Here is a 24,400-nt window from a genome sequence, read left to right on the forward strand (position 1 = left end):
CCGCGCGCCACGCCATCGACCAGCAGGTTGGTGGAGGTGCCGATCAGCGTCAGCGTGCCGCCCATGATGGCGGCATAGGAAAGCGGGATCAGCAGCTTGGAGGGCGCCTTGCCAAGCGCCCGGGCCATCTGGATGAAGACCGGGATCATCACCACGACGACCGGCGTGTTGGAGACGATGGCCGAGGAGAGCAGCACGAAGGCGAAGAGCCCGGCCATTGCCAGCCGCGGGCGGCGCGTGGCCTGGGCGGTGGCGAGGCGGGTAAAGCTTTCCAGCGCGCCGGTGCGCACCAGGGCGGCCATGACGATGAACATGGCGGCGATGGTCCAGGGCGCGGGGTTGGCCAGCACCTTGAGCGCATCCTCATAGGGCAGCAGCCCGGTCACCAGCATCAGGGCGACACCGCCGATCGCCACCACCTCGGTCGGAAAGCTTTCGCGCACGAAAAGCACGAACATCCCGAGCACAACCAAAAGCGCGAAAACCGCCTGGTACGTCTCGGGAAGCGGTAGGATAGACATCAGCAGGGTCCTGTCACGGCATCCGGTTCATCTAGGCAAAGCCGGCACGGCGGTGCAAGGGCCGAGCCCGCCATCAGGCCGCCGCCGTCCGACCGGCCCAGAACATCCGCCCCCGTTCAGCCCGCCTCGGGCACCGGGCCGGGCCCCGCGGGCTGCAACCGGCCGCCCTGACGTACCATCTCGATGCGGGTGGCGGCGCCGGTGCGGTCATCGGTCTCCACATAGACGCCCGAGACCGTCGCCGGCCCCTCCGCCGGGGTGAAGCGCCCCTTGGCCATGCCGGTCACGAAGCGGCGCATCGGTTCGGCCTTGTCCATGCCGATCACGGAATCATAGTCCCCGCACATGCCCGCATCGCTCAGGAAGGCCGTGCCGCGCGGCAGGATCTGGGCATCGCCGGTCGGCACATGGGTATGGGTGCCGACAACCAGGCTCGCCCGCCCGTCGCACCAGTGCCCCATCGCCATCTTCTCGGACGTGGCCTCGCAATGCACGTCGACCACGGCGGCCTGCACCAGCCCGCCACGCGGGTATTTCTTCAGCACCGCCTCGATATGGCTGAACGGATCCTCGAAGGGCCGTTTCATGAAGACCTGGCCCAGCACCTGCGCCACCAGCACCTTGCGCCCGCCCGGGGCATCGAAGACCCGCGCACCGACGCCCGGCGCCTCCTTGGCAAAGTTCAGCGGCCGGATGATCCGCGGCTCCTTGCCGATGGCCTGCAGCATGTCCTTCTGGTCGAAGGCATGGTCCCCCAGGGTGACCACATCTGCCCCCGCCGCCAGGAACTCCTGGGCATGCTCCCCCGAGAGGCCCATGCCATGGGTCGCATTCTCGCCGTTCACCACGACGAAATCGAGCTTCCAGGCCGTCCGCAGGCGCGGCAGCCACTCCGCGATGGCCGCACGCCCCGCGCGCCCCATCACATCTCCAAGGAACAGGATCTTCATGGCTCCGGGCCTACGCGGACACCCGTCGAAAGGCAAGCCTGCCGCTCACCGCCTTCATCTTTCCCCAAATATGGCGGGGGAGTCGCGCAGCGACGGGGGCAGAGCCCCCTGCCCGGCCTCAGGACCCGCGCTTGCGCTTGGCCGCCCGTACCGCGCGCTTCACCGTGGCCAGGCGTTCGGCATTGGGGGGATGGCTGCCCAGGAACTCCTCTCCGGGATCGGGCAGCCGCTGGAAGTACATCGCCCCCTTCAGCGGATCGTACCCCGCCTCCAGCGCGATCTGCGCCCCCAGGTAATCGGCCTGCAATTCGAAGGTCTTGGAATAGGAGCGCGCGCCGAATTCGGCACCGATCTCGCCGGCCTTCTTCTGCTGTTCGGGGCTTGCACCGCCACGCGCCGCCGCCTCGGCATAGACCTTGGCGCCAGCCTCGGAATATTCCCGCTGCTTGCGCAGGTGATCAAGGATGTGATGGCTCGCCTCGTGGCTCATCACGAAGGCCAGCTCGTCGGGATTGCGCATGTCGGCGATCAGCGCCAGCGTGAAGATCAGCACCGGCTGGTTGTCCCGGTCCAGCGTCTGATAGGCATTGGCCGGCCGCCAGGGGCTGGTGTCCACCAGGATGCGGAAGTTGCAGCGCCCGTCCTTGCGCTTGCGCCGGCAGACCTTCTCGGCCACCGGCTCCACGGTCGAGGCGACCTGGGCGAACTGTGCCGCCGCCGCCTGCGGGCCCAGCCGGCTTTCCCCATCCGGGGCGTTTTCGACCTGCGGCGCGGAACAGGCGCTCAGCGCCACGGCGCCGGACAGCACCAGCACCGGCAGCAGGCGGCGCGCGACCTGCACGATCCGCGCACAGTCGGAGGTTACCGATTTTCTAAACTCGCCCATTTCCCGCCACGTCACCCCGGGCTAAAACCGGCCCATGTTTACGATTGAACACGAATTCGACTGCACCGTCGTAACCCTTGTCGACGATGGCCCCGCGCCCCTCCAGGAGGACGTGGTGATCAATGCCTTCGAGGAATGCATCACCGTCGAGCAGTATGATCCGCGCACGGATGAAATGCGCAAGGTGACATTTTCGATTGCCCAGGTCCGTGACCTTGCTGCCGCGCTCAACCTGCCCGAGGGGGCCTATCGGCTGAAGAAGTAGCGGCGTCATTCCGGCGCCACCCGAAACACCTTCTCGCGCGAGGTCTGGCCCTGTTCCAGGCTCAGCGCGCCCTTCGGCACCCCCATCGCCTTGGCCAGCAGCCTGCGCACCGCCTCGTTGGCCTTGCCGTCCTCCGGCACGGTGGTGACATAGACGCGCAGCAGGGCCTCCTCTTCGACGATGCGATCGCGCGAGGCCTTCGGCGTCACCCGCACGACCACCCGCGCCCCGGGCTGCGCCAGGCGGCTCAGATCCGGCAATTTCACGACCATGCGGACCTCCTGCGCCCCTTGCAGCGGGCGCCCCGCGCGTCCACCCTGCCCCAAATCATAGCGGAGACCCTCCAATGTCAACGAGATCGGGCTTCTACTGGGACGAGCGTTGCTTCTGGCACGCAGGGGGCAACTACGCGCTGACCCTGCCGATCGGCGGCTACGTGCAGCCGCTGGCCGCCGGCGGCCTGCCGGAAAGCCCCGAAACCAAGCGCCGCCTGAAGAACCTGATGGATGTCTCGGGGATCATGGCCGATCTCCATGCCACCTCGGCCGCCCCGGCCGGGCGCGACGATCTGCTGCGCATCCACCCGGCCTCCTACCTCGATGCCTTCAAGGCAAAGTCCGACTCGGGCGGAGGAGAGCTCGGCCTGCGCACCCCCTTCGCCCAGGGCGGCTACGAGATCGCGGCGCTTTCGGCAGGGCTGGCGATGCAGGCGCTCTCGGACGTGCTTGAGGGCACGGTCGCCAATGCCTACGCGCTGTCGCGCCCGCCGGGGCACCATTGCCTGCCGGACTGGCCGAACGGCTTCTGCCTGATGGCCAATATCGCCATCGCCATCCAGGCCGCCCGGACGAGGGGGCAGGCGCAGCGCTTCGTCGTCCTCGACTGGGACGTGCACCACGGCAACGGCACCGAGGCGATCTTCTACGAGGATCCCGACGTGCTGACGATCTCGATCCACCAGGAGCGGAACTATCCGCTGGACACCGGCGACATCGCGGATCGGGGCCGGGGCGCGGGGCTGGGCGCCAATATGAACATCCCGCTGCCGCCTGGCGCGGGCCACACCGCCTATCTGGACGTGATGGACCGCATCGTGCTGCCCGCGATCGAGCGTTTCGCCCCCGAGGTGATCCTCGTGGCCTGCGGCTTCGACGCCGGGATCTTCGATCCCATCGCCCGGATGCTCTGCACCGTCGACACCTACGGCGAGATGACTGCCCGGGTGAAATCCGCCGCCGAACGCCTCTGTGACGGCAGGCTCGTGATGGTCCACGAGGGCGGCTATTCCGAGGCCTACGTGCCCTTCTGCGGCCACCGCGTGATCGAGGTCCTCTCGGGCAGCGCCCGCACCGTTGCCGATCCCATGGCCGTCACCGTCGCCGCCCGCCAGCCCAACGCCCGGATGGATGCCTTCCTGCACGACCTGGTGACAGAGATGGCCTCGGAATTCGCTTGAACCCCGGGGCGCCAGCCCCGACATCTCCGCAAAGGAGACAGGAGACCCCATGCCCGAAAGAAACGACGCGGCCCTCGCCTTCCTGCTGAGCCGCCGCTCCCGCCCCGCCAAGACCCTGCAACTGCCGGTGCCGACGCGGGACCAGCTGCTGCCGCTGCTGACCGCCGCCGCCCGTACCCCCGACCATGGCAAGCTGGAGCCCTGGCGCTTCGTGGTGCTGGAACGCCCCGCGCTGGCCCGTCTGGCCGAGCTGGCCGAGGCCCGCGCCACCGCCGCCGGACGCAGCCCCGAACAGATCGCCAAGGACCGCTCGCAATATGACCAGGGCCTGCTGGCCGTGGCGGTGATCGAAAGCCCGAAACCCTCCGACAAGGTCCCCCCGCTCGAGCAGACCTATTCCGCCGGAGCCGCCTGCCTCGCGCTGCTGAACGCCGCGCTGGCGGCCGGCTGGGGCGCCAACTGGCTGTCGGGCTGGGCCTCCACCGATCCGGAATTCCGCGCCATCGGCCTCGGCCTTCAGCCGCAGGAACGGGTGGCCGGCATCGTCCATATCGCGACCGAGACGGTGGCCGCCCCGGAACGCCCGCGCCCCGACCTCGACCAGGTGGTGACATGGATTTCGGACTGATCCTGAAGGCCTTCGCCCGGGCGCTCTCGCAGATCGGCGATCCGCGCTTCCGCAAGGTGCTGTTCCTCGGCCTCGGCCTGACCCTGGGGCTGCTGATCGCGGCCTGCGTGGTGGTCTGGTACGGGCTGGAATGGCTGACCGGCCCGGATGTGACCCTGCCCTGGATCGGCACGGTGCACTGGCTCGACACGCTGGCGGCGGCCTCGGGGGTGCTGGTGATGATGGGGCTCTCAGTCTTCCTGATGATCCCGGTGGCCTCGGCCTTCACCTCGCTCTTCCTCGATGACGTGGCCGAGGCGGTCGAGCATCGCCATTACCCCCAGCTGCCCGACGTGCCCGGCCAGAGCATCCCCGACGCGATCCGCGACACGTTCAGCTTCCTCGGGGTGATGATCGTGGCGAATATCCTCGCCTTCGTCCTCTACCTGATCTTCCCGCCCTTCGCGCCGCTGATCTTCTGGGGGCTGAACGGTTTCCTGCTGGGGCGCGAATACTACACCCTCGCCGCCGTGCGCCGCCTGCCCGCCGATCAGGTGAAGGACCAGCGCCGCCGCAACACGCCGACGATCTGGGCCGCCGGCATCCTGATGGCGATCCCGCTGTCGATCCCGCTGCTGAACCTGGTGATCCCGATCATCGGCGCGGCCACCTTCACCCATATCTTCCACGGAACGCAAAAGGCCCGGCGCGTCGCCTGACGCCCGGACCTTTCATTCATCTTTCCAAAAATATGCACGTCGCGCCCTCTCCGGGGGCGCGACGGCAGATCAGAGGTTCTCCGGCTGCGGCATGCCCAGCACGTGATAGCCGCCATCCACGCGGATGATCTCGCCGCTGGTGCAGGCGCCGGCGTCGGAGGCCAGATAGACCGCCGTGCCGCCGATCGCTTCCAGCGTCGCATTGGCGCGCATCGGCGCATTGGCCTCGGTCTGGCGGAAGGTCTTGCGCGCGCCGCCGATGGCAGCCCCCGCCAGCGTCTTCATCGGACCCGGCGAAATCGCGTTCACCCGGATGCCTTCGGGACCAAGGTCGTTCGCCAGATAGCGCACCGCGGATTCCAGCGCCGCCTTGGCCACGCCCATCACGTTGTAGAACGGCGTCACCCGGGTCGAGCCCTGGTAGGTCAGCGTCAGGATCGTGCCGCCCTCCTTCATCAGCGGATGCGCCCGGCGCGCCACGTCGATCAGCGAGTAGCAGGAGATATCCAGCGAATTCTTGAAGTTCGCCCGGCTGGTGTTGATGAAGCGGCCGGCCAGCTCATCCTTGTTGGAATAGGCGACGGCATGGACCACGAAATCGAGGCTGCCCCATTCCTTTTCCAGCAGGTCGAAGGCCGCATCCATGGAGGCGTCGTCGGTGACGTCCGCATCCACCAGAAGCTTCACGCCCAGCTGCTCGGCCAGCGGCAGGACCCGCTTGCCGAAGGTCTCGCCCTGGTAGGTGAAGGCAAGCTCCGCGCCCGCCTCAGCCATCGCCTTCGCGATGCCCCAGGCGATGGAGCGGTCGTTGGCGACCCCCATCACGAGGCCGCGCTTGCCTGCCATCAATCCACTCATGTCGTCTTTCACCCGTCAAAGCGGGACAGCAGCATCGATCCGTTCGTGCCGCCGAACCCGAAGGAGTTGGTCATTACCGTGTCAAGTCCAGCCCCTTCGACCAGCTTCGTGGCAATCTCTTCCGGCGCGAGCTCGGGGTCGAGGGTCTCCACGTTGATCGAGGGAGCGATGAAATCATTTTCCAGCATCAGCAGGCTGAAGATCGCCTCCAGCGCGCCGGCGGCGCCCTGGGCATGGCCGGTCATCGACTTGGTGCTGCTGATCGGCGGGGTCGTGCCCTGGCCGAAGACCCGGCGCACCGCCTGGACCTCGCCCACGTCGCCGACCGGCGTCGAGGTGCCGTGGGCGTTGATGTAGCCCACCTTGCGGCCTTCGGGCAGGGTTTCCAGCGCCAGGCGCATCGCCCGCTCACCGCCCTCGCCCGAGGGGGCCACCATGTCATGACCATCCGAGGTCGCGGCATAGCCCGTCACCTCGGCATAGATCTTGGCGCCGCGCGCCCTGGCATGTTCCAGCTCTTCGAGCACCAGCATGCCGCCGCCGCCGGAGATCACGAAGCCGTCGCGGCCCGCATCGAAGGCGCGCGAGGCCTTCGCCGGCGTATCGTTGTACTTGGAGCTCATAGCGCCCATGGCGTCGAACAGGCAGGACAGGGTCCAGTCCAGTTCCTCGGCGCCACCGGCGAACATCACATCCTGCTTGCCCAGCATGATCTGCTCCGCCGCATTGCCGATGCAGTGCAGCGAGGTCGAGCAGGCCGAGGTGATGGAATAGTTGATGCCCTTGATCTTGAAGGCCGTCGCAAGGTTGGCCGAGATCGTCGAGCTCATGCATTTGGGCACGGCGAAGGGACCGATGCGCTTGGTGGCGCCGGTCTTCAGCACCGACTGGTGCGCCGCGAACATCGCGCTGGTCGAGGGGCCGCCCGAACCGGCCACCAGGCCGGTGCGCGGGTTCACCACGTCCGATTCGTCCAGCCCCGCATCGGCGATGGCCTGGCTCAGCGCGATATAGGCATAGGCCGCACCCGGGCCCATGAAGCGCAGGGCCCGCTTGTCGACATGTTCGCTCACGTCGATCTTGAGGGTCCCGGCGATCTGGCTGCGGAAGCCGTTCTCGGCCATTTCGGGGCTGTGCACGATCCCCGACGTCCCCGCTTTCAGCGACGCAGTGACCTCTGCGGCGTTGTTTCCGATCGAGGAAACGATCCCCAACCCGGTGACCACGACTCGGCGCATGGCGCCCTCCTTCCAAATGGATGTCCGGAGGACCATGGGGGCCCGCCGTGACGTCCGCTTTCGCATCTCGTTTCGGCGGCGGCCCCTAGGTGCGGCACCGCCTGTCTCTGCCGGATCCGGTCAGGATTCCGACAGGGCGACCTTCATGTCCTTGACCTGGTAGATGACTTCGCCATCCGCCTCGACGCGGCCGTCGGCCACGCCCATGGTCAGCCGGCGCGTCTGCACCGCCTTCGTGAAATCGACGTAATACGTCAGCATCTTGCGGTCCGGGCGGACCATGCCGGTCAGCTTCACCTCGCCGACGCCAAGCGCGTAGCCGCGTCCCAGCCAGCCGCGCCAGCCCAGGTTGAACCCGGTCAGCTGCCACAGCCCGTCCAGCCCGAGGCACCCGGGCATGATCGGGTTGCCGGGGAAGTGGCAGTCGAAGAACCACAGGTCCGGCGTGATGTCGAATTCCGCCACCACGTGCCCCTTGCCATGGGCCCCGCCATCACCGGAAATCTCGGTGATGCGGTCCATCATCAGCATGGGTGGCGCGGGCAGCTGCGCGTTGCCGGGGCCGAAAAGCTCTCCGCGCGCACATTTCAGAAGATCGTCCCGATCAAAGTAGCTGGGATAGTCGGCCATTCAGCCCCGCCTCTTTACTGTCTTCTCGTCTTGCATCCTGCCCCCTCTATCACCGCGTCAACGAACCATGCAAGACCGCGCGCCCCCTCTCCCGAGGACCCCTTTGCGGTACCTGCGCGACCGCCTTGCAGCCGAAGGCCGTTGCCCCGTTGCATCAAGGTGGCATTTTTTCCTATATTGTCGGGCGAACTACAGGATACAAGAACGCCATGATTGGAACGGCAACCGAACGCGGCGCCGCCTGGCTTTCCAGAGCCGGCCTGCGACCGACCCGGCAGCGGCTTGGCCTCGCCACTCTTCTGGTGGGGGACGGCAATGATCGCCATGTCACCGCCGAAAGCCTGTTCGCCGCAGCCAAGGACAACGGACACCCGGTGTCGCTGGCCACGGTCTACAACACCCTGCGCGCCTTCTGCGAAGCCGGCCTCCTGCGGGAGATCACCGTGGACGGCTCGCGCAGCTATTTCGACACCAACATGCTGGATCATCCGCATTTCTACTGGGAAGACGACGGCGAACTGACCGACGCCCCCCTGGAAGAGCTGGAGATCGCAAGGCTGCCGCGCGCGCCCAAGGGCGCCCGCATTGCCAAGGTCGACGTGGTGATCCGCCTCAGCCGCGACGGCTGACACCGGCTGCGCGCAAGCCGTCTCCCGAGACATGCCAGTGCGACAGCCCCTTCCCCCGAAGCCCGCGCAAAGAAAAAGGGCCCGTCCCGAAGGACAGGCCCCGTCACGCGACAGTGCCGCGCTTACTTGATCTCGACCATCTCGACATCGAAGACCAGGTCCTTGCCGGCCAGCATGTGGTTCGCGTCGAGGGTCACTTCCTCTTCGCCGATCTCGGTCACCACCACCGGAATGGCGCGGCCATCGGGGGTCTGCATCTGCAGCTGAAGGCCCAGCTCCAGCGGGATGGTGTCGGGGATGGCGCTGCGCGGCACGGCCTGGGTCGCGTTCGGGTCACGCTCGCCATAGGCTTCCAGGCAGGGGATCTCGACTTTCTTGGTGTCGCCCACGGCCATGCCGGGGATCGCCTTGTCGAGACCGGGGATGATCTGGCCCGAGCCCACGGTGAACTCCAGCGGCTCGCGGCCCGCGGAGCTGTCGAAGGTGGTGCCGTCGGTCAGGGTGCCGGTGTAGTGGATACGCACGGTATCGCCTGCTTTTGCAGTGCTCATCATGTGTCCAATCATGTCTGGGGGTGAATTGCGGGGCCAGCGTCTCTCTCGCCGGGTGCCCGTCTCCTGAAGCCAATCTAGCGCAGCCGGCCCCGGCGTGCAAACCGACCGCCCTTTCCCTGCGACACGGGCCGTGGCACTGTCCTGCCATCAGGAGGGGAGGGACAGAACACATGCCCGAATTTTCCGCAGCGCAGGACTGGCCCGCCCTGCCGGTCACCACCTGCGTCTTCGATGGTTACGGCACGCTGTTCGACGTCGCCGCCGCCGCGCGCGAGGCCGCCTCGGACCCCGGTTTCCCCCAGCTGGCGCCGCACTGGCCTGCGATCGCCTCCCTGTGGCGCGCCAAGCAGCTGGAATATTCCTGGCAGCGCGCGATCCGCGGGTTGCACTGCGACTTCTGGCAGGTGACGGTCGATGGCCTCGACTACGCGATGGAGGCCGAGGGGATCGAGGACCCGGCCCTGCGCACTCACCTGCTGGCGCTCTACCGGCGCCTCTCGGCCTTCCCGGAGGTCCCCGCGGTGCTGGCCAGCCTGCGCGCCAAGGGGCTGAAAACCGCGATCCTGTCGAACGGCGCGCCCTCCATGCTGTCGGATGCCGTGGCCTCGGCGGGGATCGGCGGCGTGCTGGACGCCGTGCTCTCGGTGGAAACCATCGGCCTCTTCAAGCCCGCGCCGGCGGTCTACGATCTGGTGGGCCGGCGTTTCCACACCCAGCCCGCGCAGGTCCTCTTCGTCAGCTCGAACGGCTGGGATGTCTCGGCGGCGGCGGCCTACGGCTTCGTCACCGCCTGGGTGAACCGCACCGGAGCGCCGCTCGACCGCCTGCCCGGCCAGCCCGCCCATATCCTGCCCGACCTCACGGCCCTTCCCGACCTGGAGATCTACTGATGCCCCATTTCGTCGCGCCCGACGGCACCCGCCTCCATTACGAGGACGAAGGCACCGGCCTGCCGCTGCTCTGCCTTGCCGGCCTGACCCGCAATTCCCGCGATTTCGACTTCGTGGCGCCCGCGCTTTCGGGCGTGCGGATGATCCGGATGGATTACCGCGGTCGTGGCCTGTCGGACTGGTCCGGCCCCGCCGGCTACACCATCCCGCAGGAGGCCGCCGATGCGCTGGCGCTGCTCGACCATCTGGGGATCGAAAAGGCGGCGCTCCTGGGCACCTCGCGCGGCGGGCTGATCGCCATGGCCCTGGGGCTGAGCGCGAAGGACCGCCTGCTGGGCGTCGCCTTCAACGACATCGGCCCCGTGGTCGAACCGGCAGGGCTGGCGGCCATCGGGGACTACCTCGGCGTCGTGCCTGACGCGGCCACGATCGAGGAAGTCGCGCGCACCCGCCTGGCCGATCCGGATTTCCCCGGCGTGCCGCTGCAACGCTGGATCGACTACAGCGCCGTCACCCTGGAAGAGACCCCGGAGGGACTGAAGCTGCGCTACGATGCCCGCCTGCGCGAGGCGGTCTTTCCGCCCGCCCCGGACACGCCCGCCCCCGCCACCGAACCGCCCGACCCCTGGAGCTTCTTCGCTCCCCTCCTCGAGCTGCCGGTGGCGGTGATCCATGGCGAGAACTCCGACATCCTCTCGGCCGCCACCGCCGCCGAGATGGCCCGCCGCCACCCGAACCTGCTGCTGACCACGCTGCCCGATCGCGGCCACATCCCCTTCCTCGACGAACCCGCCGCCACAGATACCCTCCTCAGATGGCTAGAAAGACTGCAATGAACATCGACATGATCGAGGCCGCCGCCGCGCGGCTGAAGGGCCATGCCCGGCGCACGCCGCTCCTCTCCTCTCCCTTCCTCGACGAAATCGCCGGTCGCCGCGTGCTGGTGAAGCCCGAATGCCTCCAGCACACCGGCTCCTTCAAGTTCCGCGGCGCCTGGTCGGCGATCTCCGCGCTCAGCCCGGCCGAACGCGAAGCCGGCGTCATCGCCTTCTCCTCGGGCAACCATGCCCAGGGCGTCGCCCATGCGGCGACCCTGCACGGCATCCCCTCGGTCATCATCATGCCCTCGGATGCCCCGGCGCTGAAACTGGCCAACACCAGGGCCCTCGGCGCCGAGGTCATCCCCTATGACCGCGCCACCGAGGACCGCGATGCCATCGGCGCCCGCCTGGCCGCCGAACGCGGCCTGACCCTGATCAAGCCCTTCGACGAGCCCCAGGTGATCGCCGGCCAGGGCACCGTGGGCCTAGAGATCGCCGAGGATGCCCTCGCCCTCGGCATCACCGAGGCCGAGGTGCTGGTCTGCTGCGGCGGTGGCGGGCTGACCTCGGGCGTGGCGCTGGCGCTGGCCGCGAAGGCCCCGGGCTTCCTGACCCGCCCGGTCGAACCCGAGGGCTTTGACGATGTCGCCCGCTCCCTCGCCGCCGGAGAGATCCGCCGCAATCCAGCCCTCTCGGGCAATATCTGCGACGCGATCATCACCCCGCAGCCCGGCGACATCACCTTCCCGCTGATGAAGGCCCATTGCGGCCCGGGCCTCGCGGTCTCCGAGACCGAGGCGCTCCAGGCCATGGCCCAGGCCTTCCTGCGCCTCAAGATCGTCGCCGAGCCCGGCGGCGCCGTCTCCCTGGCCGCCGCCCTCTGGCGCGCCGAGCAGATCCGCTCCGACACGGTGATCGCCGTGGTCTCGGGCGGCAATGTCGATCCTGCGATGTTCCGCCGCGCCCTCGACACGCTCTGATCCCGAAACCTCCCTCTCCCTTTCATCTTTCCCCAAATATGGCGGGGGGAGGGCCGCAGGCCCGGGGGGCAGAGCCCCCCTGCCGCCTTTCCAGCAAGGAATTTCAGGCGCAATTTTAGTTGACAAAGATAATTGCTTTTGTCACTTAGCTTGCAGCTAGGGAGGCTACATGACAGTTGAGGACGCTAGGATCGGCGGCGGTTCATACGGGCTGCTGCCGTTGCAGCAACCGTATATCCAGCGCCGGACATGCCGCAGGGTCACGCCCTGCCCGGCGCGCCGCATCTGCCGGACATTCCACGGGTTTTCCTGCCCCGCCCCGCGCCCTATCCTGCGGTGCGGCGGGCGGCGCCGGGCCCCGGTGACACCCCTGTCCCCTCTCTCGGACCGGACTGCCTCCGGTTCATCCCCGGCCCGGACCCCGCGCCCGATGCAGCCCCGGATCGCCCGCCAGGCGATGCTCCAGACGACCATGGGAATTTCCGACTGATGCAGATTGCAGACCTTTCCGCTCTCAAGATCCACTACACCGACGAAGGCGACCCGAACGGCGCCCCCATCGTCTTCGCCAACTCGCTGGGCACCGACCTGCGGCTCTGGGACAAGCTCGTTCCGCTGCTGCCCGCCGGGCTGCGCATTATCCGCTACGACAAGCGCGGCCACGGCCTGACCCAGGCGACGCCCGCGCCCTATTCCATGGGCACGCTGATCCGCGACGTGGAAACCCTGCTCGACCATCTCCAGGTGAAGGACGCGCTCTTCGTCGGCCTCTCCATCGGCGGCATGATCGGCCAGGGCCTTGCGGTGAAGCGCCCCGACCTGGTGCGCGCGCTGGTGATCTCCAACTCTGCCGCCAAGATGGGCACCGCCGAGATGTGGAACACCCGCATCGCCAACTGCCGCGAAAACGGCGTCGGTTCCATCGCCGGGGTCACCATGGAGCGCTGGTTCGGCAAGCGTTTCCGCGCCACGCCCGAGCTGGAAGCCTGGCAGAACATGCTCTCGCGGCAGGACCTCGAAGGCTACACCGGCTGCTGCGCCGCCATCGCCGGCACCGATTTCTACACCCCGACCTCCGGCCTGCGCCTGCCCGTCCTGGGCATCGCCGGCACCGAGGACGGCTCCTCTCCGCCCGATCTGGTGCGCGAAACGATCGACCTCGTTCCGGGGTCGAAATTCGAGATGATCCGCGGCGCCGGCCACCTGCCCTGCGTCGAGGACCCCGAAGAATACGCCCGCATTCTCAAAGACTTCATCAAGGAAACCGGCCATGTCCACTGATCGCTACGAAACCGGCATGAAGGTCCGCCGCTCGGTGCTGGGCGACGCCCACGTCGACCGCGCCGAAAAGAACAAGACCGACTTCGACCTCGCCTTCCAGTCCCTCATCACCGAGGGCGCCTGGGGCACGGTCTGGGCCAGCGACGGGATCAGCAAGCGCGAACGCTCGATGATCACCCTGGCCCTGCTGGCTGCCACCGGGAACTTCGAGGAGATCCCGATGCACATTCGCGCCACCGCCAATACCGGTGCGAGCAAGTCCGACGTTCTGGAAGCCTTCCAGCACGTCGCCATCTACGCCGGCGTGCCGAAGGCCAACCATGCCCTGAAGCTTGCCAAGGCAACCTATGCCGAAATGGAGGAGGAACCCAAATGACCGACCTCGGCCCGCTGATCCCGCGCAACCGCGCGATCCATCCCGACGCCTATGACCCCGGTTACAAGACCAGCGTCACGCGTTCGCCCAACCTGCCCCTGCTGTCGCTCGAAAGCGGCCCCTCGGAAGAGACCGGCCCGACCTTCGGCCACAACAAGCTGGGTGCGCTGGACAACAACCTGATCCTGAACTGGACCAAGGGCGCCGCCCCCGCCGTCGGCGAACGCATCCTGATGCACGGTCGCGTGCTGGACGAGATGGGCCGCCCGGTGCGCAACACCCTGGTCGAGATCTGGCAGGCCAACGCAGGCGGTCGCTACCGGCACAAGAAGGACACCTACTTCGCGCCGCTCGATCCGAACTTCGGCGGCTGCGGCCGCACCATCACGGATGAGAACGGCTATTACGAGTTCCTGACCATCCGTCCCGGTGCCTATCCCTGGCCCAACCGTGGCAACGACTGGCGTCCGATGCACATCCACGTCTCGGTCTACGGCCACAGCTTCGGCCAGCGCCTGATCACCCAGATGTATTTCGAGGGCGACCCGCTGATCAACCACTGCCCGATCGCCGCCACCATCAAGGACCGTGCCTCGCTCGACCGTCTGGTCGCGCCGCTCGACTTCTCGATGTCGCGTCCGCTCGACTACCTCGCCTACAAGTTCGACATCGTGCTGCGCGGCCGTCGTCAGACGATGTTCGAGAACAAGCTGGAGGGCATGTAACATGGTCCAGAAACTGAACGTCCTGCAGGAATCCGCGTCCCAGACCGCCGGTCCCTACGTCCATATCGGCCTGATGCCGACCTATGCGGGCAACGCCGGCTACTACGACTTCGAGATCGGCGAGACCCCGATCACCGAGGGCGCCGAAGGCGAGATCATCGAGATCGTCGGCTCCGTCTACGACGGCACCGGCTGGGCGATGCGCGACGCGCTGATCGAAAGCTGGCAGGCCGATGCCGCGGGGATCTACCCGGGCACCGAAGGCGCGGACCCCAAGGTTTCCGGCCACTGCCGCTTTGCCGCCGATGCGGAGACCGGGGAATTCACCCTGCGCACCGTCAAACCCGGCAAGGTCAAGGGCCGTGGCGGCGTCTTCAGCGCGCCCCACATCTCGCTCTGGGTCGTGGCGCGCGGCATCAACATCGGCCTGCAGACCCGGATCTACTTCGAGGACGAGGACAACAGTGCCGACCCGCTGCTGGCCCGCATCGAACAGCGTCCGCGCGTCGACACGCTGATCGCCAAGAAGACCGCCGAGGGCAAGTACCGCTTCGACATCCGCCTTCAGGGCGCGGGCGAGACGGTCTTCCTCGACATCTGAACCCCGTGCTGTTCGCACGGCACAGGCTTTGATACAGACGGACCGGGGCTGCCAGCTGGCCCCGGTCTTCTTTCATTTTCCGCAGAACAGACAGGCAGGCGACGACATGGCGGGATCGGTCCACGACAGCACGATCTACTCGAAACTCTTCGATTGCGGCGAGGCCGGGCGCCTCTTCACCGACAGCGCCGAGGTGCGCTCCATGGTGATCGTCGAGGGGGCGCTGGCCAAGGCCCAGGGCGCGCTCGGCATCATCCCCGAACTGTCCGCGAAATTCATCCACCGCGCCTCGCTGGAGTTGCCGATCGACCCTTCCGGGCTGAACGCCGGGGCCGCCAAGAACGGCGTGCCGGTGCCGGGCCTCGTCTCGGCCTTCCGCAAGGCCATGGAGGCGCCCGAGCACGCCCAGTTCGTGCACTGGGGCGCGACCTCCCAGGATATCGCCGACACCGGCCAGATGCTGCGGCTGCGCCAGCTGCTGCTGCTGTGCGAGGACGGGCTGAAGACCCTGCTGAAGGCTCTGGCCACCCAGGCCGAAGCCCATGCCGATCTGCCGATGGCGGGGCGCACCTACGGCCAGTTCGCCACCCCCGTCAGCTTCGGCAGCCATGTCGCCGGCTGGGGCTGGCCGCTTTTCGACCTGCTGGCAGAGCTTGAAGGCCTGCGCAAATCCTCGCTCTGGGTGTCGCTCTCGGGGGCTGCCGGGACGGGGGCCGAGTTCGGCGAACAGCGCGACGCCCTGCGTGCCGCCCTGGCCGAGGGGCTGGGTCTGGGCGATCCGGGCCGCAGCTGGCACGCCGATCGTGGCCCGGTGCTGCGCATCGCCGGCTGGCTGACGCGGCTGGCACAGATCCTGGGCAAGATGGGCGACGACCTGATCCTGATGGCGCAGTCCAGCGCCGGAGAGGTCCGTCTGGGCGCCTCGGGCGGCTCCTCGACCATGCCGCAGAAGCAGAACCCGGTGCAGCCTTCGGTGCTGCTGGCGCTGGCCCGTCAGGTCATCGGCCTGAACGCCATCATGCAGGGCGCAGGCATGCCCCGGCAGGAGCGCGACGGCGCCGCCTGGTTCACCGAATGGATGACCCTGCCCCAGCTCTGCCTTTCGGCCCATGCCGCCCTGGTCACCGCCAATGCGCTGGTTCCCGGCCTGAAACCCCAGGGCGAAAAGATGGCCGAGGCCTTCTCCGGCTCCCAGGGGCTGCTGCATGCCGAGGCGCTCTCGTTCCGCCTGGCGCGCTCCATGCCCCGCCCCGAGGCGCAGGATGCCGTGAAGGCGCTGGCGCTTGAGGTGCTGGCCTCTGGCCGCACCCTGGGCGAGATGGCGCGCGAGAAATGGCCCGATCTGGACCTTTCCGGCCTCTTCGCCCCCGAAGAGCAGATGGGCGATGCCCCCGCCACCGCCCGCCGCTTCGCCGCTGCGGTGGCCGCGCTCTGAGGTCTTGACCTCCGGCTCCGGGACGGCCCCACTGGTGCCATCGCACCAGCTGCGCCCCCCGGAGCCATTCCATGCCCCTTGCCCGTCCGCTGATCCTGCTGACCGTCGCCATCGACATGATGGGGATCGGGCTGATCTTTCCCGTGATGCCCGATCTCATCCGCTCGGTCCTGGGCAGCACCCTGTCGGAGGCCGCGCTCTGGGGCGGCGTGATCGTTGCCGCCTTCGCCGCCATGCAGTTCCTGTTCAGCCCCGCCATCGGCGCACTCTCGGATGCCCGGGGACGCCGCATGGTGCTGGTGCTGTCCCAAGCGATCCTGGTGCTGGACTATGCCGTCCTGGGACTGGCGCACAGTATCTGGCTGCTGCTGCTCGCCCGGATCATCGGCGGCATCGCCTCGGCCACGGCAGCGACCGCCGCCGCCGCGATCTCGGACCTGACGGCCGAGGGCGACCGCGCCGCCGCCTTCGGGCTGCTGGCCGCCAGCCACGGGCTGGGCTTCATCCTGGGGCCGGTTCTGGGCGGCCTGCTGGGCCAGATCGATCCGCGCGCACCCTTCTGGGCCGCCGCCGGGATCGCCGGGCTGAACGCCGCCCTGATCTGGGCCTTCCTCCCCGAGACCCTGCCCCGCGCCCGCCGCCGCCCGTTCCGCTGGGCCTCCGCCACGCCGCTGACCGCGCTGCGCAGCCTCTCGGATCTGCCGGGCCTGGGCCCGCTGATGATCGTCTTCGTGCTCTACTTCATCTCCCTGCAAGTCTACACCGTGGTCTGGTCCTATTTCGGCATGGAGCGCTTTGGCTGGGACACCGGGCTGGTCGGCCTGTCGCTGGCGCTCTACGGCGGCGGCTACGTGCTGGTGCAGGCCCTGCTGGTGCGCCCGGCGCTGCGGCTGCTGGGGGCGCGGCGGACGGTGCTGTGGGGGCTGGCCAGCGATCTGTGCTTCCTGCTGCTGCTGAGCGTGCTGCGCAACGGGCCCGCGGCGCTGATCCTGTCCCCCGTCACCGCCATCGGTGCGGTTGCCCATCCGGCGCTGACCGCGATCGCCGCCGGGACCGCCCCCGCCGACCGGCAGGGCGCGCTGCAGGGCGTGCTTGCCGCGCTCCAGGCGCTGTCGCTTGTGGTGACCCCGGTGCTGATGACCGGCATCTTTCGCGGCTTCACCGGCCCCGATGCGCCGCTCTACCTGCCCGGAGCGCCCTTCGCCGCCGCCGCCCTGCTGCTGCTGCCCGGCATCGTGATTTTTGCCCTCCGGTCGCGGAATTTCGCCTTTCCGGATTAGGAAACTGGTTGGTGCAGCATGAGTTCTAGCCTCATGCAACAAGGCGTGTTAAAATATTTGTTCATATACGTATATTAAACCGGAACGGACCTCACGATGAAGGACGTCACTGTCCCGCCAGAGATCATGGCCGAAAACGCCGCCCAGGCCGCTGCCTTCCTGAAGGCGCTGTCACACCAGGGGCGGCTGATGATCCTGTGCCACCTGAGCAACGGAGAACGCTCGGTCGGCGAGCTCGAGGGACTTCTGGACATGCGACAGGCCGCGGTCAGCCAGATGCTGGCGCGGCTGCGCGAGGAAGGCTTTGTCACCAACCGCCGGGACGGCAAGGTGATCTACTACCGCCTGAAGGACGAGAATGTCTCGCAGGTGATCGGCCTGCTCTACAAGCTGTTCTGCGAGGGGCAGCCGGCCGGATGACCGGCTCTGCAGACGCCTCCCCGACATGCAAACGGCCGCCCCGGGGCGGCCGTTTTCGTCGGCAGATCTGTCCCGCAGGACGGATCGAAATCAGTCGAGAGCCAGGTTGACGGCGCTCTCACGGCCATCGCGGCCGGGCTGGATGTCGAAGGTGACCTTCGCGCCATCCTTCAGGCCGGTCAGGCCCGAACGCTCGACGGCGGAGATGTGGACGAAGACGTCCTTGCTGCCACCCTGGGGTGCGATGAAGCCATAACCCTTGGTGGTGTTGAACCATTTCACGGTGCCGGTAGCCATTCCGTGTACTCCTGTTAACTTACCGCCCGCGGAAGTGCGGCGGCTCGGCGTCATGTCGTCACATCGAAGACTGTCGTCGGTAGAGAACAGGGGGTCGATAGATCGCGCTCGCGCGGGAATCCTTATGGCAGGTTTCGTGAGTCGGGGGAAGAGGGAGGTTGTAACCCTACGGCACAGCCTGATCCACCTGTGCCGCCTTCCACTCGCCATATGTCATTCCGCTTTCCTTATGGATCCAATCAGCCCTGCCATTGCGCGAAGTGCCGAATAGAAGGACGGATGCGGCGCTCGGACTGGAAAGCGCAACATCCTCGAGAAGCCGGAATGACCCTGCCCCGGTTTGCTCTGCCCGTCCGCTTTCCAGCAATTGCGCCCGAAGGGACCTCAGCCTTTCTCCGAAAGAGATGGCCTCGGCCATGTCACCGAAAGTTCCGGCCAGCAGGACAAACTCTCCGTCCAGTTCCATGGCCCTGGCATCGATGCCCTTCCTCTCATGCCTGAGCAGGAATGTGGGCGCCGCGCCATTGGCCGCTTCGTCATCGGGGCGATGCAGATCGGACTTCAGCACGACAGGCGCAGCGGCCCTGCGCAACAGGTCGATCCCGATGACCGGCAGAACCAGCTGTATCTCTTCCAGAAAGGCTTCCATGTCCGAAATGTCGGCCCGAGGCAGGCGATCGAATTCAGCCGTTTGCTGATTGGTGACATGCGCCTTCTTCGCCGCCTTCGCGACGGCGATCAGCTTGCCCTCCAGAAAAAGCACATGGGCCTTGGTCAGGTTCATGTCCTTGTTCGTCACGGCAACGAAGCGATCCCAGAACATCTTGTCTGCGGACTTCTCGTGCTCGCGCAGGCGCCGGGAAATATCGTCGCTTTCGCCGACATAGATCGACGGCAGATCCGAATCCAGGGAATTGCCCAATAGCATGTACACGCCGGTCCGCTGCAGCTCGGGCAGGGCGATGGCCACATCCAGCTTCGAACGCGGCGCCGAAATGACGTGACCGGTCCAATTGACGATTTCCGCCGTCACAACGCCCGTCGGGGTGCCTTCGGCCAGAAACAGACGAACGGATCTTCCTTTGGGCATTTGAGCATCCTTTTCAGACGCCCAATACAATCACCCTTTCGGGCAAAGAAAAAGGCGGCCCGGAGGCCGCCTTTCCAATTCAGCGTGCGAACTTCTTGTACTTGATCCGCTTCGGCTCAAGCGCGTCCGGGCCCAGCCGGCGCTTCTTGTCCTCTTCATAATCCTCGAAGTTGCCCTCGAACCATTCCACATGGGCCTCGCCCTCGAAGGCGAGGATGTGGGTGCAGATCCGGTCAAGGAAGAAACGGTCGTGCGAGATCACCACCGCGCAGCCGGCGAAATCGACAAGCGCGTCTTCCAGCGCCCGCAGCGTTTCCACGTCGAGGTCGTTGGTCGGTTCGTCGAGCAGCAGCACGTTGCCGCCCGAGCGCAGCAGGCGCGCCATGTGGACGCGGTTGCGCTCACCGCCCGAGAGCAGGGAGACCTTCTTCTGCTGGTCGCCGCCCTTGAAGTTGAAGGCCGAGCAATAGGCCCGCGCGTTCACCTCGGCATCGCCCAGCTTGATGATGTCCTGACCGTCGGCAATGGCTTCCCAGACGTTGGCGTTGGGGTCCAGATCGTCGCGCGACTGGTCCACATAGGACAGTTTCACCGTGTCACCGAACTCGACCGAACCCTCGTCGGGCTGTTCCTGCCCGGTCAGCATCTTGAAGAGCGTGGTCTTACCCGCGCCGTTCGGACCGATGACGCCCACGATGCCGCCCGGCGGCAGCGCAAAGCTCAGCCCCTCGACCAGAAGCTTGTCGCCCATGGCCTTCTTCAGGCCTTCGACCTCGATCACCTTGTTGCCAAGGCGCGGGCCGTTCGGGATGACGATCTGGGCATTCGCCAGCTTCTCGCGCTCGGACTGGTTCGCCATCTCGTTGTAGGCGTTGATCCGGGCCTTGGACTTGGCCTGACGGGCCTTGGCGCCCTGGCGCATCCATTCCAGTTCGCGCGACAGGGTCTTTTGCTTGGCCTTGTCCTCGCGGGCTTCCTGCTCCAGCCGCTTGGCCTTCTGCTCCAGCCAGCTGGAATAGTTGCCCTCGTAGGGGATGCCGCGGCCGCGATCCAGCTCAAGGATCCAGCCGGTGATGTCATCCAGGAAGTAGCGGTCGTGGGTGACGCACAGGATCGTGCCCTTGTAGTCGATCAGGTGCTGCTGCAGCCAGGCGATGGTTTCCGCATCGAGGTGGTTGGTCGGTTCGTCGAGCAGCAGCATGTCGGGCGCTTCGAGCAGCAGCTTGCACAGCGCCACGCGGCGCTTTTCACCGCCCGAAAGCTGGGTCACGTCGGCATCGTCGGGGGGGCAGCGTAGCGCCTCCATCGAGACATCGACCTGGCTGTCCAGATCCCACAGGTTCTGGCTGTCGATCTCGTCCTGGAGCTGGGCCATCTCGTCGGCGGTCTCGTCCGAGTAGTTCATCGCCAGTTCGTTGTAGCGGTCCAGGATGTCCTTCTTCGCCTTCACGCCCAGCATGACGTTGCCGCGCACGTCCAGGTTCGGATCCAGCTCGGGCTCCTGCGGCAGGTAGCCGACCTTGGCGCCTTCCGCATGCCAGGCCTCGCCCTGGAAGTCCTTGTCCCAGCCCGCCATGATCTTCAGCAGGGTCGATTTACCGGCGCCGTTGACGCCGACCACCCCGATCTTCACCCCGGGGAGGAAGTTCAGGTGGATATTTTCAAAGCACTTCTTGCCACCCGGATAGGTCTTGGAGACGCCGGACATGTGGTAAACGTACTGATAGGCGGCCATGAGATCCTCCGTTATCGCTTGGGCGCCTAGATACGCGGGGCGCGGCACTTTCACAATTCCCCCGGCGAAAAATCCCGGATGCGGATCTGCGGCCCCGGCGGCGGTTTACGGGCCCCTAACCGAATCGTCCCATCGTCTGCGCCGGGTCCGCCTGCCGGGCCGGACCGCATGGGGGATGAAGGCTTGACCATCGAGACCGAGATCAAGAGGTGGAACAAGGAAGAGCAGCAGCTTGGCGAACAGGTCCGTTCGCTGATCGAGGGAGAGCTGCGCCAGATCCTCGTGCGGGCCTACCGGGTGGTCGCGCCCGACATGGCTTCCATGTCCGAGGATCTCTACCAGAAGGAGCTGCGCAAGTTCCGCCGCATCTCGACCGGCGACTTCTCGGATGCCTATTTTCGCGAGCAGGCCGAGATCGCCGCCGACATCGCCCAGAAGATCAATTTCCCGACCTATCTTCAGGGCTACGGCCATTATGCCGGCGGCCTGATGGCGGCGCTGGCCGCCGCAACCAAGGACATGAAGACCGCCCGCCAGCAGCAGCTGTTCAACCAGCTCAGCATGGGAATCTTCGCCGACGTGGCCGTCGCCATGCACCATTTCTTCGAGGCGGAGGCCAAGGCCGACCACAAGGCGATGGAGGTGCTGGGGCGCGCGATGCGCAACCTGGCCGCCGGCGACCTGACCCATCGCGTGGGCGAGGAGGCTCCGAAGAAGATCGAGCGCGCCAGGCAGGATTTCAACGAGGCGATGGAGACGCTTCAGGCCACGCTGAGCGACATTGCCACCAGTTCGGCCGAAGTGCAGATGGGCAGCCAGCACATCGCCTCGGCGCTGGAGGCGCTCTCGACCCGGACGGAACGCCAGGCGGCGGCGATGGACACCAGCCATGCCTCGCTCGACCGGGTCAGCCAGACGGTGAAGAGCACCGCCGACGGCGCCCGCAAGGCCTCTGCCGCCGCGACCGAGGCCCATGACATGGTCTCGCGCTCCAGCGACGGCATGACCCAGACCCAGGCGGCCATGCAGGAGATCCTGACCAGTTCGAAGGAGATCGCCAATATCGTCTCGGTCATCGACACGATCGCCATGCAGACCAACCTGCTGGCCCTGAACGCCGGCGTGGAGGCCGCCCGCGCCGGCGAGGCCGGGCGCGGCTTCGCCGTGGTCGCGACCGAGGTCCGCTCGCTGGCGCATCGCTCGGCGGAGGCCGCCAAGACCATCCGGGACCTGATCGAGCAGAGCTCCAAGCATGTTTCGCGTGGTGGCAAGCTGGTGGACGAGACCAGCCAGGCGCTCGGGATGACGCGCGACAAGGTCGGAGAGATCAACGCCCTGCTGCGGGCGATCCGCAGCTCTGCCGAAGAGCAGGAGGGCAGCATTTCCCAGATCAGCAGCGCCATCAGCCAGAGCAGCGATTTCACCCAGCAGAATGCCTCGATGTCGGAGGAGACCTCGGCAGAGGCGGTCCGGCTGCGCGATCAGTCGGATGTGCTGAGCGGGCTGATCGGACAGTTCCGCGTCGAGGGCGGCGGCGCGCATGGGCGCGATCCCGCCGGCGAGCGCCGCACCGGCTGAGCGGCCCGTATCGGGCGCCCTCACCCTGCCCCGCCCCGCCTGCCCCGCGTCGCCCTGCCCTGATGCAGGACCGGCTGGCTGCCGCCCGGGCCGGCACGGGCTGCCAAGAGCTGAGGAGGGGAGACAGGGGCGGATACGGAACTGCGCCCGCCCCCGGACGTTGATCCCGGCAAAGGGAGAGGCGCCAGCACGATGACAGACCAGACCGTCCGCCAGCCAGCCCAGCCGGATAGCCCCGAGGAGGCGCGCACCCGGCGGGACATGGCCCGCAACCGGTACCTGCAGCGGATCTACGTGGCGCTGTCGGCGCTGGCGATCCTGTTCGGCTTCTGGTCGATCTCCCTCGCCAAGGTGGTGGTTCTGCCCATCGTCCTGGGCCTGCTGATCGCCCTGACCCTGGCCCCCTTCATGCGCTTCCTGGGACGGCTGCGCGTGCCGCAGGCCCTGGCGGCGATGCTGCTGATCTTCTCGATCGGCGGCGCCTCGGCCTACGGCATGTACATGCTGCGCGTGCCCGCCCAGGTGCTGCTGGAGGAAACCCCCAAGATCCAGACCGAGCTGCGCATCAAGCTGTGGAGCGTCATGCGCAACGTCGACAAGATGCAGGCCGCCACCGAAGAGCTGAAGCAGATGGCCTCGGGGGGCAACAACGGCAATGCCACCGACACCCGGGTCATCGTGCAGAACGGCCCCTCGCTGCTGCGCAGTGCCGCTGCCTCGGCCGCGGGCACCGGTTCGACCGTCATCGTCGCCCTGCTGCTGGCGATGTTCCTTCTCGCCAGTGGCGGGATGTTCCGGCACAAGTTCATCGATTCCTTCCCCGATTTCGCCTCCAAGCGGCGCGCCATGCGGATCAGCCGCGACGTGGAGCGGCAGATCTCGCGCTATCTGGCCGCGATCACGGTGATCAACGCAGGCCTCGGGCTGGCCATCGGCGGGGCGCTGCACCTCATGCACATGCCCTATGCGCTGCTTTGGGGGGTGGCCGCCTTCGCGCTGAACTACCTGCCCTATCTGGGCGCCGTGGTGGGGATCGCCGCCTCCGGCGCGTTGGCGCTGGTGACCTTCGACAGCACCGGCCAGGCGCTGCTTGTGCCGCTGACCTACATGATCCTGACCTCCCTCGAGGGACAGATCCTGACCCCCTGGGTGGTGGGGCGGCACCTGCAGCTGAACACCCCGGCGGTCTTCCTGGCGGTGATCTTCTGGGCCTGGCTCTGGGGCATCGCGGGGGCGCTGCTGGCCGTGCCCTTCCTGGTGATGATCAAGGTGGTCTGCGACAATGTTCCCGAACTCTCGGTGGTGGCGCGGTTCCTTGATGGCGATGACGGCCCCACGCTCAGCCGGGCGGAACGCCGCCGCCGCCGCCGCGCCCGGGCCGAGGCCGCCCGCCAGCGCCAGGCGCTGCGCTCGCCCGCCCATGTCATCCTGCCGGCCGAGACCGATCCCCCCATCGGCGCAGCCGCCGGCCATGGCCCGACCCCGGGCCTGCAGCCGATGAAAGCCCCGCCGCGGGCCTGAGCCCGCGCAGCAAAAGATCTGGGCCCGAAGCCCTCACAACCGGACATCAGGGCCCGA

The 24,400-nt window shown here is 67.2% G+C and carries 28 protein-coding genes; 17 read left to right on the forward strand and 11 right to left on the reverse strand.

All coding sequences use genetic code 11. The features are described from left to right. The 3 genes from KM176_RS11570 to KM176_RS11580 form a co-directional block, all read right to left on the reverse strand. Positions 1 to 521, reverse strand: a 521-nt coding sequence (locus tag KM176_RS11570) for an SLC13 family permease (protein ID WP_215558783.1), incomplete at its 3' end; no start/stop codon positions are given. A gap of 116 nt (positions 522 to 637) precedes the next feature. Next, entirely contained in the window at positions 638 to 1,471 is an 834-nt protein-coding gene (locus KM176_RS11575) for a TIGR00282 family metallophosphoesterase (RefSeq protein WP_160897229.1), read from the reverse strand. A gap of 118 nt (positions 1,472 to 1,589) precedes the next feature. Beyond that, the gene (locus KM176_RS11580) at positions 1,590 to 2,357 is read right to left on the reverse strand and encodes a M48 family metallopeptidase (protein ID WP_160897228.1); all 768 of its coding nucleotides are present in this window, start codon (positions 2,355 to 2,357) and stop codon (positions 1,590 to 1,592) included. A 34-nt stretch (positions 2,358 to 2,391) separates the two neighbouring features. Here KM176_RS11580 and KM176_RS11585 point away from each other — a divergent pair, with 34 nt between their 5' ends. Further along, a complete protein-coding gene (locus KM176_RS11585) occupies positions 2,392 to 2,622 on the forward strand; it encodes a hypothetical protein (protein ID WP_160897227.1) in 231 nt (76 codons plus the stop codon). A 5-nt stretch (positions 2,623 to 2,627) separates the two neighbouring features. Here the strand turns inward: KM176_RS11585 and KM176_RS11590 are convergent, their stop codons facing one another. Next, the gene (locus KM176_RS11590; RefSeq protein ID WP_202398114.1) at positions 2,628 to 2,894 is read right to left on the reverse strand and encodes a DUF167 domain-containing protein; all 267 of its coding nucleotides are present in this window, start codon (positions 2,892 to 2,894) and stop codon (positions 2,628 to 2,630) included. Between the two features lie 74 nt (positions 2,895 to 2,968). On the opposite strand from KM176_RS11590, the gene KM176_RS11595 reads away from it, so the two are divergent. The 3 genes from KM176_RS11595 to KM176_RS11605 are packed head-to-tail and all read left to right on the forward strand — an operon-like array spanning position 2,969 to position 5,404. Then, entirely contained in the window at positions 2,969 to 4,078 is a 1,110-nt protein-coding gene (locus KM176_RS11595; protein ID WP_160897226.1) for a class II histone deacetylase, read from the forward strand. 49 nt (positions 4,079 to 4,127) lie between these two features. Next, entirely contained in the window at positions 4,128 to 4,706 is a 579-nt protein-coding gene (locus KM176_RS11600; RefSeq protein ID WP_160897225.1) for a nitroreductase family protein, read from the forward strand. Next, positions 4,691 to 5,404, forward strand: a complete 714-nt coding sequence (locus tag KM176_RS11605) for an EI24 domain-containing protein (protein WP_236045292.1) — start codon at positions 4,691 to 4,693, stop codon at positions 5,402 to 5,404. The genes KM176_RS11600 and KM176_RS11605 overlap by 16 nt, the downstream gene beginning before the upstream one ends. Positions 5,405 to 5,473: 69 nt before the next feature. Here KM176_RS11605 and KM176_RS11610 read toward each other — a convergent pair whose 3' ends face one another. From KM176_RS11610 to fabA, 3 genes are all read right to left on the reverse strand, one after another. After that, entirely contained in the window at positions 5,474 to 6,262 is a 789-nt protein-coding gene (locus KM176_RS11610) for an enoyl-ACP reductase FabI (RefSeq protein WP_160897224.1), read from the reverse strand. A gap of 8 nt (positions 6,263 to 6,270) precedes the next feature. Continuing rightward, positions 6,271 to 7,500, reverse strand: coding sequence for a beta-ketoacyl-ACP synthase I (fabB, locus tag KM176_RS11615; protein WP_160897223.1), 1,230 nt, complete (start codon positions 7,498 to 7,500; stop codon positions 6,271 to 6,273). 120 nt (positions 7,501 to 7,620) lie between these two features. Beyond that, complete coding sequence (gene fabA / locus KM176_RS11620; RefSeq protein WP_160897222.1) at positions 7,621 to 8,130, reverse strand: bifunctional 3-hydroxydecanoyl-ACP dehydratase/trans-2-decenoyl-ACP isomerase; 510 nt, start codon at positions 8,128 to 8,130, stop codon at positions 7,621 to 7,623. Between the two features lie 209 nt (positions 8,131 to 8,339). Here fabA and irrA point away from each other — a divergent pair, with 209 nt between their 5' ends. Then, positions 8,340 to 8,759 (forward strand): iron response transcriptional regulator IrrA, encoded by a 420-nt coding sequence (gene irrA, locus KM176_RS11625; RefSeq protein WP_160897221.1) that lies wholly within the window; start codon positions 8,340 to 8,342, stop codon positions 8,757 to 8,759. A gap of 122 nt (positions 8,760 to 8,881) precedes the next feature. On the opposite strand, the gene KM176_RS11630 is transcribed toward irrA, so the two are convergent. Continuing rightward, positions 8,882 to 9,310 carry an FKBP-type peptidyl-prolyl cis-trans isomerase gene (locus KM176_RS11630; protein ID WP_160897220.1) on the reverse strand — a complete coding sequence of 143 codons (429 nt, stop codon included), beginning with the start codon at positions 9,308 to 9,310 and terminating at the stop codon, positions 8,882 to 8,884. Between the two features lie 209 nt (positions 9,311 to 9,519). On the opposite strand from KM176_RS11630, the gene KM176_RS11635 reads away from it, so the two are divergent. The 10 genes from KM176_RS11635 to KM176_RS11680 all read left to right on the forward strand — a co-directional run bounded on the left by KM176_RS11635 (position 9,520) and on the right by KM176_RS11680 (position 18,122). Continuing rightward, positions 9,520 to 10,203 (forward strand): haloacid dehalogenase type II, encoded by a 684-nt coding sequence (locus KM176_RS11635; RefSeq protein ID WP_160897231.1) that lies wholly within the window; start codon positions 9,520 to 9,522, stop codon positions 10,201 to 10,203. Next, a complete protein-coding gene (locus KM176_RS11640; RefSeq protein WP_160897219.1) occupies positions 10,203 to 11,039 on the forward strand; it encodes an alpha/beta fold hydrolase in 837 nt (278 codons plus the stop codon). The genes KM176_RS11635 and KM176_RS11640 overlap by 1 nt, the downstream gene beginning before the upstream one ends. Then, the gene (locus tag KM176_RS11645) at positions 11,036 to 12,004 is read left to right on the forward strand and encodes a threonine ammonia-lyase (RefSeq protein ID WP_160897218.1); all 969 of its coding nucleotides are present in this window, start codon (positions 11,036 to 11,038) and stop codon (positions 12,002 to 12,004) included. The genes KM176_RS11640 and KM176_RS11645 overlap by 4 nt, the downstream gene beginning before the upstream one ends. Positions 12,005 to 12,493: 489 nt before the next feature. Next, a complete protein-coding gene (pcaD, locus tag KM176_RS11650; RefSeq protein ID WP_160897217.1) occupies positions 12,494 to 13,285 on the forward strand; it encodes a 3-oxoadipate enol-lactonase in 792 nt (263 codons plus the stop codon). Then, positions 13,275 to 13,661 (forward strand): 4-carboxymuconolactone decarboxylase, encoded by a 387-nt coding sequence (gene pcaC / locus KM176_RS11655; protein WP_160897216.1) that lies wholly within the window; start codon positions 13,275 to 13,277, stop codon positions 13,659 to 13,661. Before pcaD ends, pcaC begins: the two co-directional genes overlap by 11 nt. Continuing rightward, complete coding sequence (pcaH, locus tag KM176_RS11660) at positions 13,658 to 14,386, forward strand: protocatechuate 3,4-dioxygenase subunit beta (RefSeq protein WP_160897215.1); 729 nt, start codon at positions 13,658 to 13,660, stop codon at positions 14,384 to 14,386. Before pcaC ends, pcaH begins: the two co-directional genes overlap by 4 nt. A gap of 1 nt (position 14,387) precedes the next feature. Continuing rightward, positions 14,388 to 14,987: a protocatechuate 3,4-dioxygenase subunit alpha gene (gene pcaG / locus KM176_RS11665; protein ID WP_160897214.1), complete on the forward strand. Its 600-nt coding sequence runs from the start codon at positions 14,388 to 14,390 to the stop codon at positions 14,985 to 14,987. A gap of 106 nt (positions 14,988 to 15,093) precedes the next feature. Further along, on the forward strand, positions 15,094 to 16,422 hold the full coding sequence (locus KM176_RS11670; protein ID WP_160897213.1) for a lyase family protein: 1,329 nt from the start codon (positions 15,094 to 15,096) through the stop codon (positions 16,420 to 16,422). 71 nt (positions 16,423 to 16,493) lie between these two features. Then, the gene (locus KM176_RS11675; RefSeq protein WP_160897212.1) at positions 16,494 to 17,702 is read left to right on the forward strand and encodes an MFS transporter; all 1,209 of its coding nucleotides are present in this window, start codon (positions 16,494 to 16,496) and stop codon (positions 17,700 to 17,702) included. 126 nt (positions 17,703 to 17,828) lie between these two features. After that, entirely contained in the window at positions 17,829 to 18,122 is a 294-nt protein-coding gene (locus tag KM176_RS11680) for an ArsR/SmtB family transcription factor (RefSeq protein WP_160897230.1), read from the forward strand. 90 nt (positions 18,123 to 18,212) lie between these two features. Here the strand turns inward: KM176_RS11680 and KM176_RS11685 are convergent, their stop codons facing one another. The 3 genes from KM176_RS11685 to ettA form a co-directional block, all read right to left on the reverse strand. Next, positions 18,213 to 18,419 carry a cold-shock protein gene (locus KM176_RS11685; protein ID WP_160894339.1) on the reverse strand — a complete coding sequence of 69 codons (207 nt, stop codon included), beginning with the start codon at positions 18,417 to 18,419 and terminating at the stop codon, positions 18,213 to 18,215. Positions 18,420 to 18,585: 166 nt separating this feature from the next. Then, complete coding sequence (locus KM176_RS11690) at positions 18,586 to 19,509, reverse strand: GIY-YIG nuclease family protein (RefSeq protein WP_160894341.1); 924 nt, start codon at positions 19,507 to 19,509, stop codon at positions 18,586 to 18,588. 79 nt (positions 19,510 to 19,588) lie between these two features. Further along, on the reverse strand, positions 19,589 to 21,244 hold the full coding sequence (ettA, locus tag KM176_RS11695) for an energy-dependent translational throttle protein EttA (protein ID WP_160894343.1): 1,656 nt from the start codon (positions 21,242 to 21,244) through the stop codon (positions 19,589 to 19,591). Between the two features lie 183 nt (positions 21,245 to 21,427). On the opposite strand from ettA, the gene KM176_RS11700 reads away from it, so the two are divergent. After that, positions 21,428 to 22,822 (forward strand): methyl-accepting chemotaxis protein, encoded by a 1,395-nt coding sequence (locus KM176_RS11700; RefSeq protein ID WP_160894345.1) that lies wholly within the window; start codon positions 21,428 to 21,430, stop codon positions 22,820 to 22,822. Positions 22,823 to 23,014: 192 nt separating this feature from the next. After that, positions 23,015 to 24,343, forward strand: coding sequence for an AI-2E family transporter (locus KM176_RS11705; RefSeq protein WP_236045293.1), 1,329 nt, complete (start codon positions 23,015 to 23,017; stop codon positions 24,341 to 24,343). Positions 24,344 to 24,400 lie beyond the last annotated feature (57 nt).

It is taken from the genome of Pseudooceanicola endophyticus (genome assembly GCF_018760365.1).
Lineage (GTDB): Bacteria > Pseudomonadota > Alphaproteobacteria > Rhodobacterales > Rhodobacteraceae > Pseudooceanicola > Pseudooceanicola endophyticus.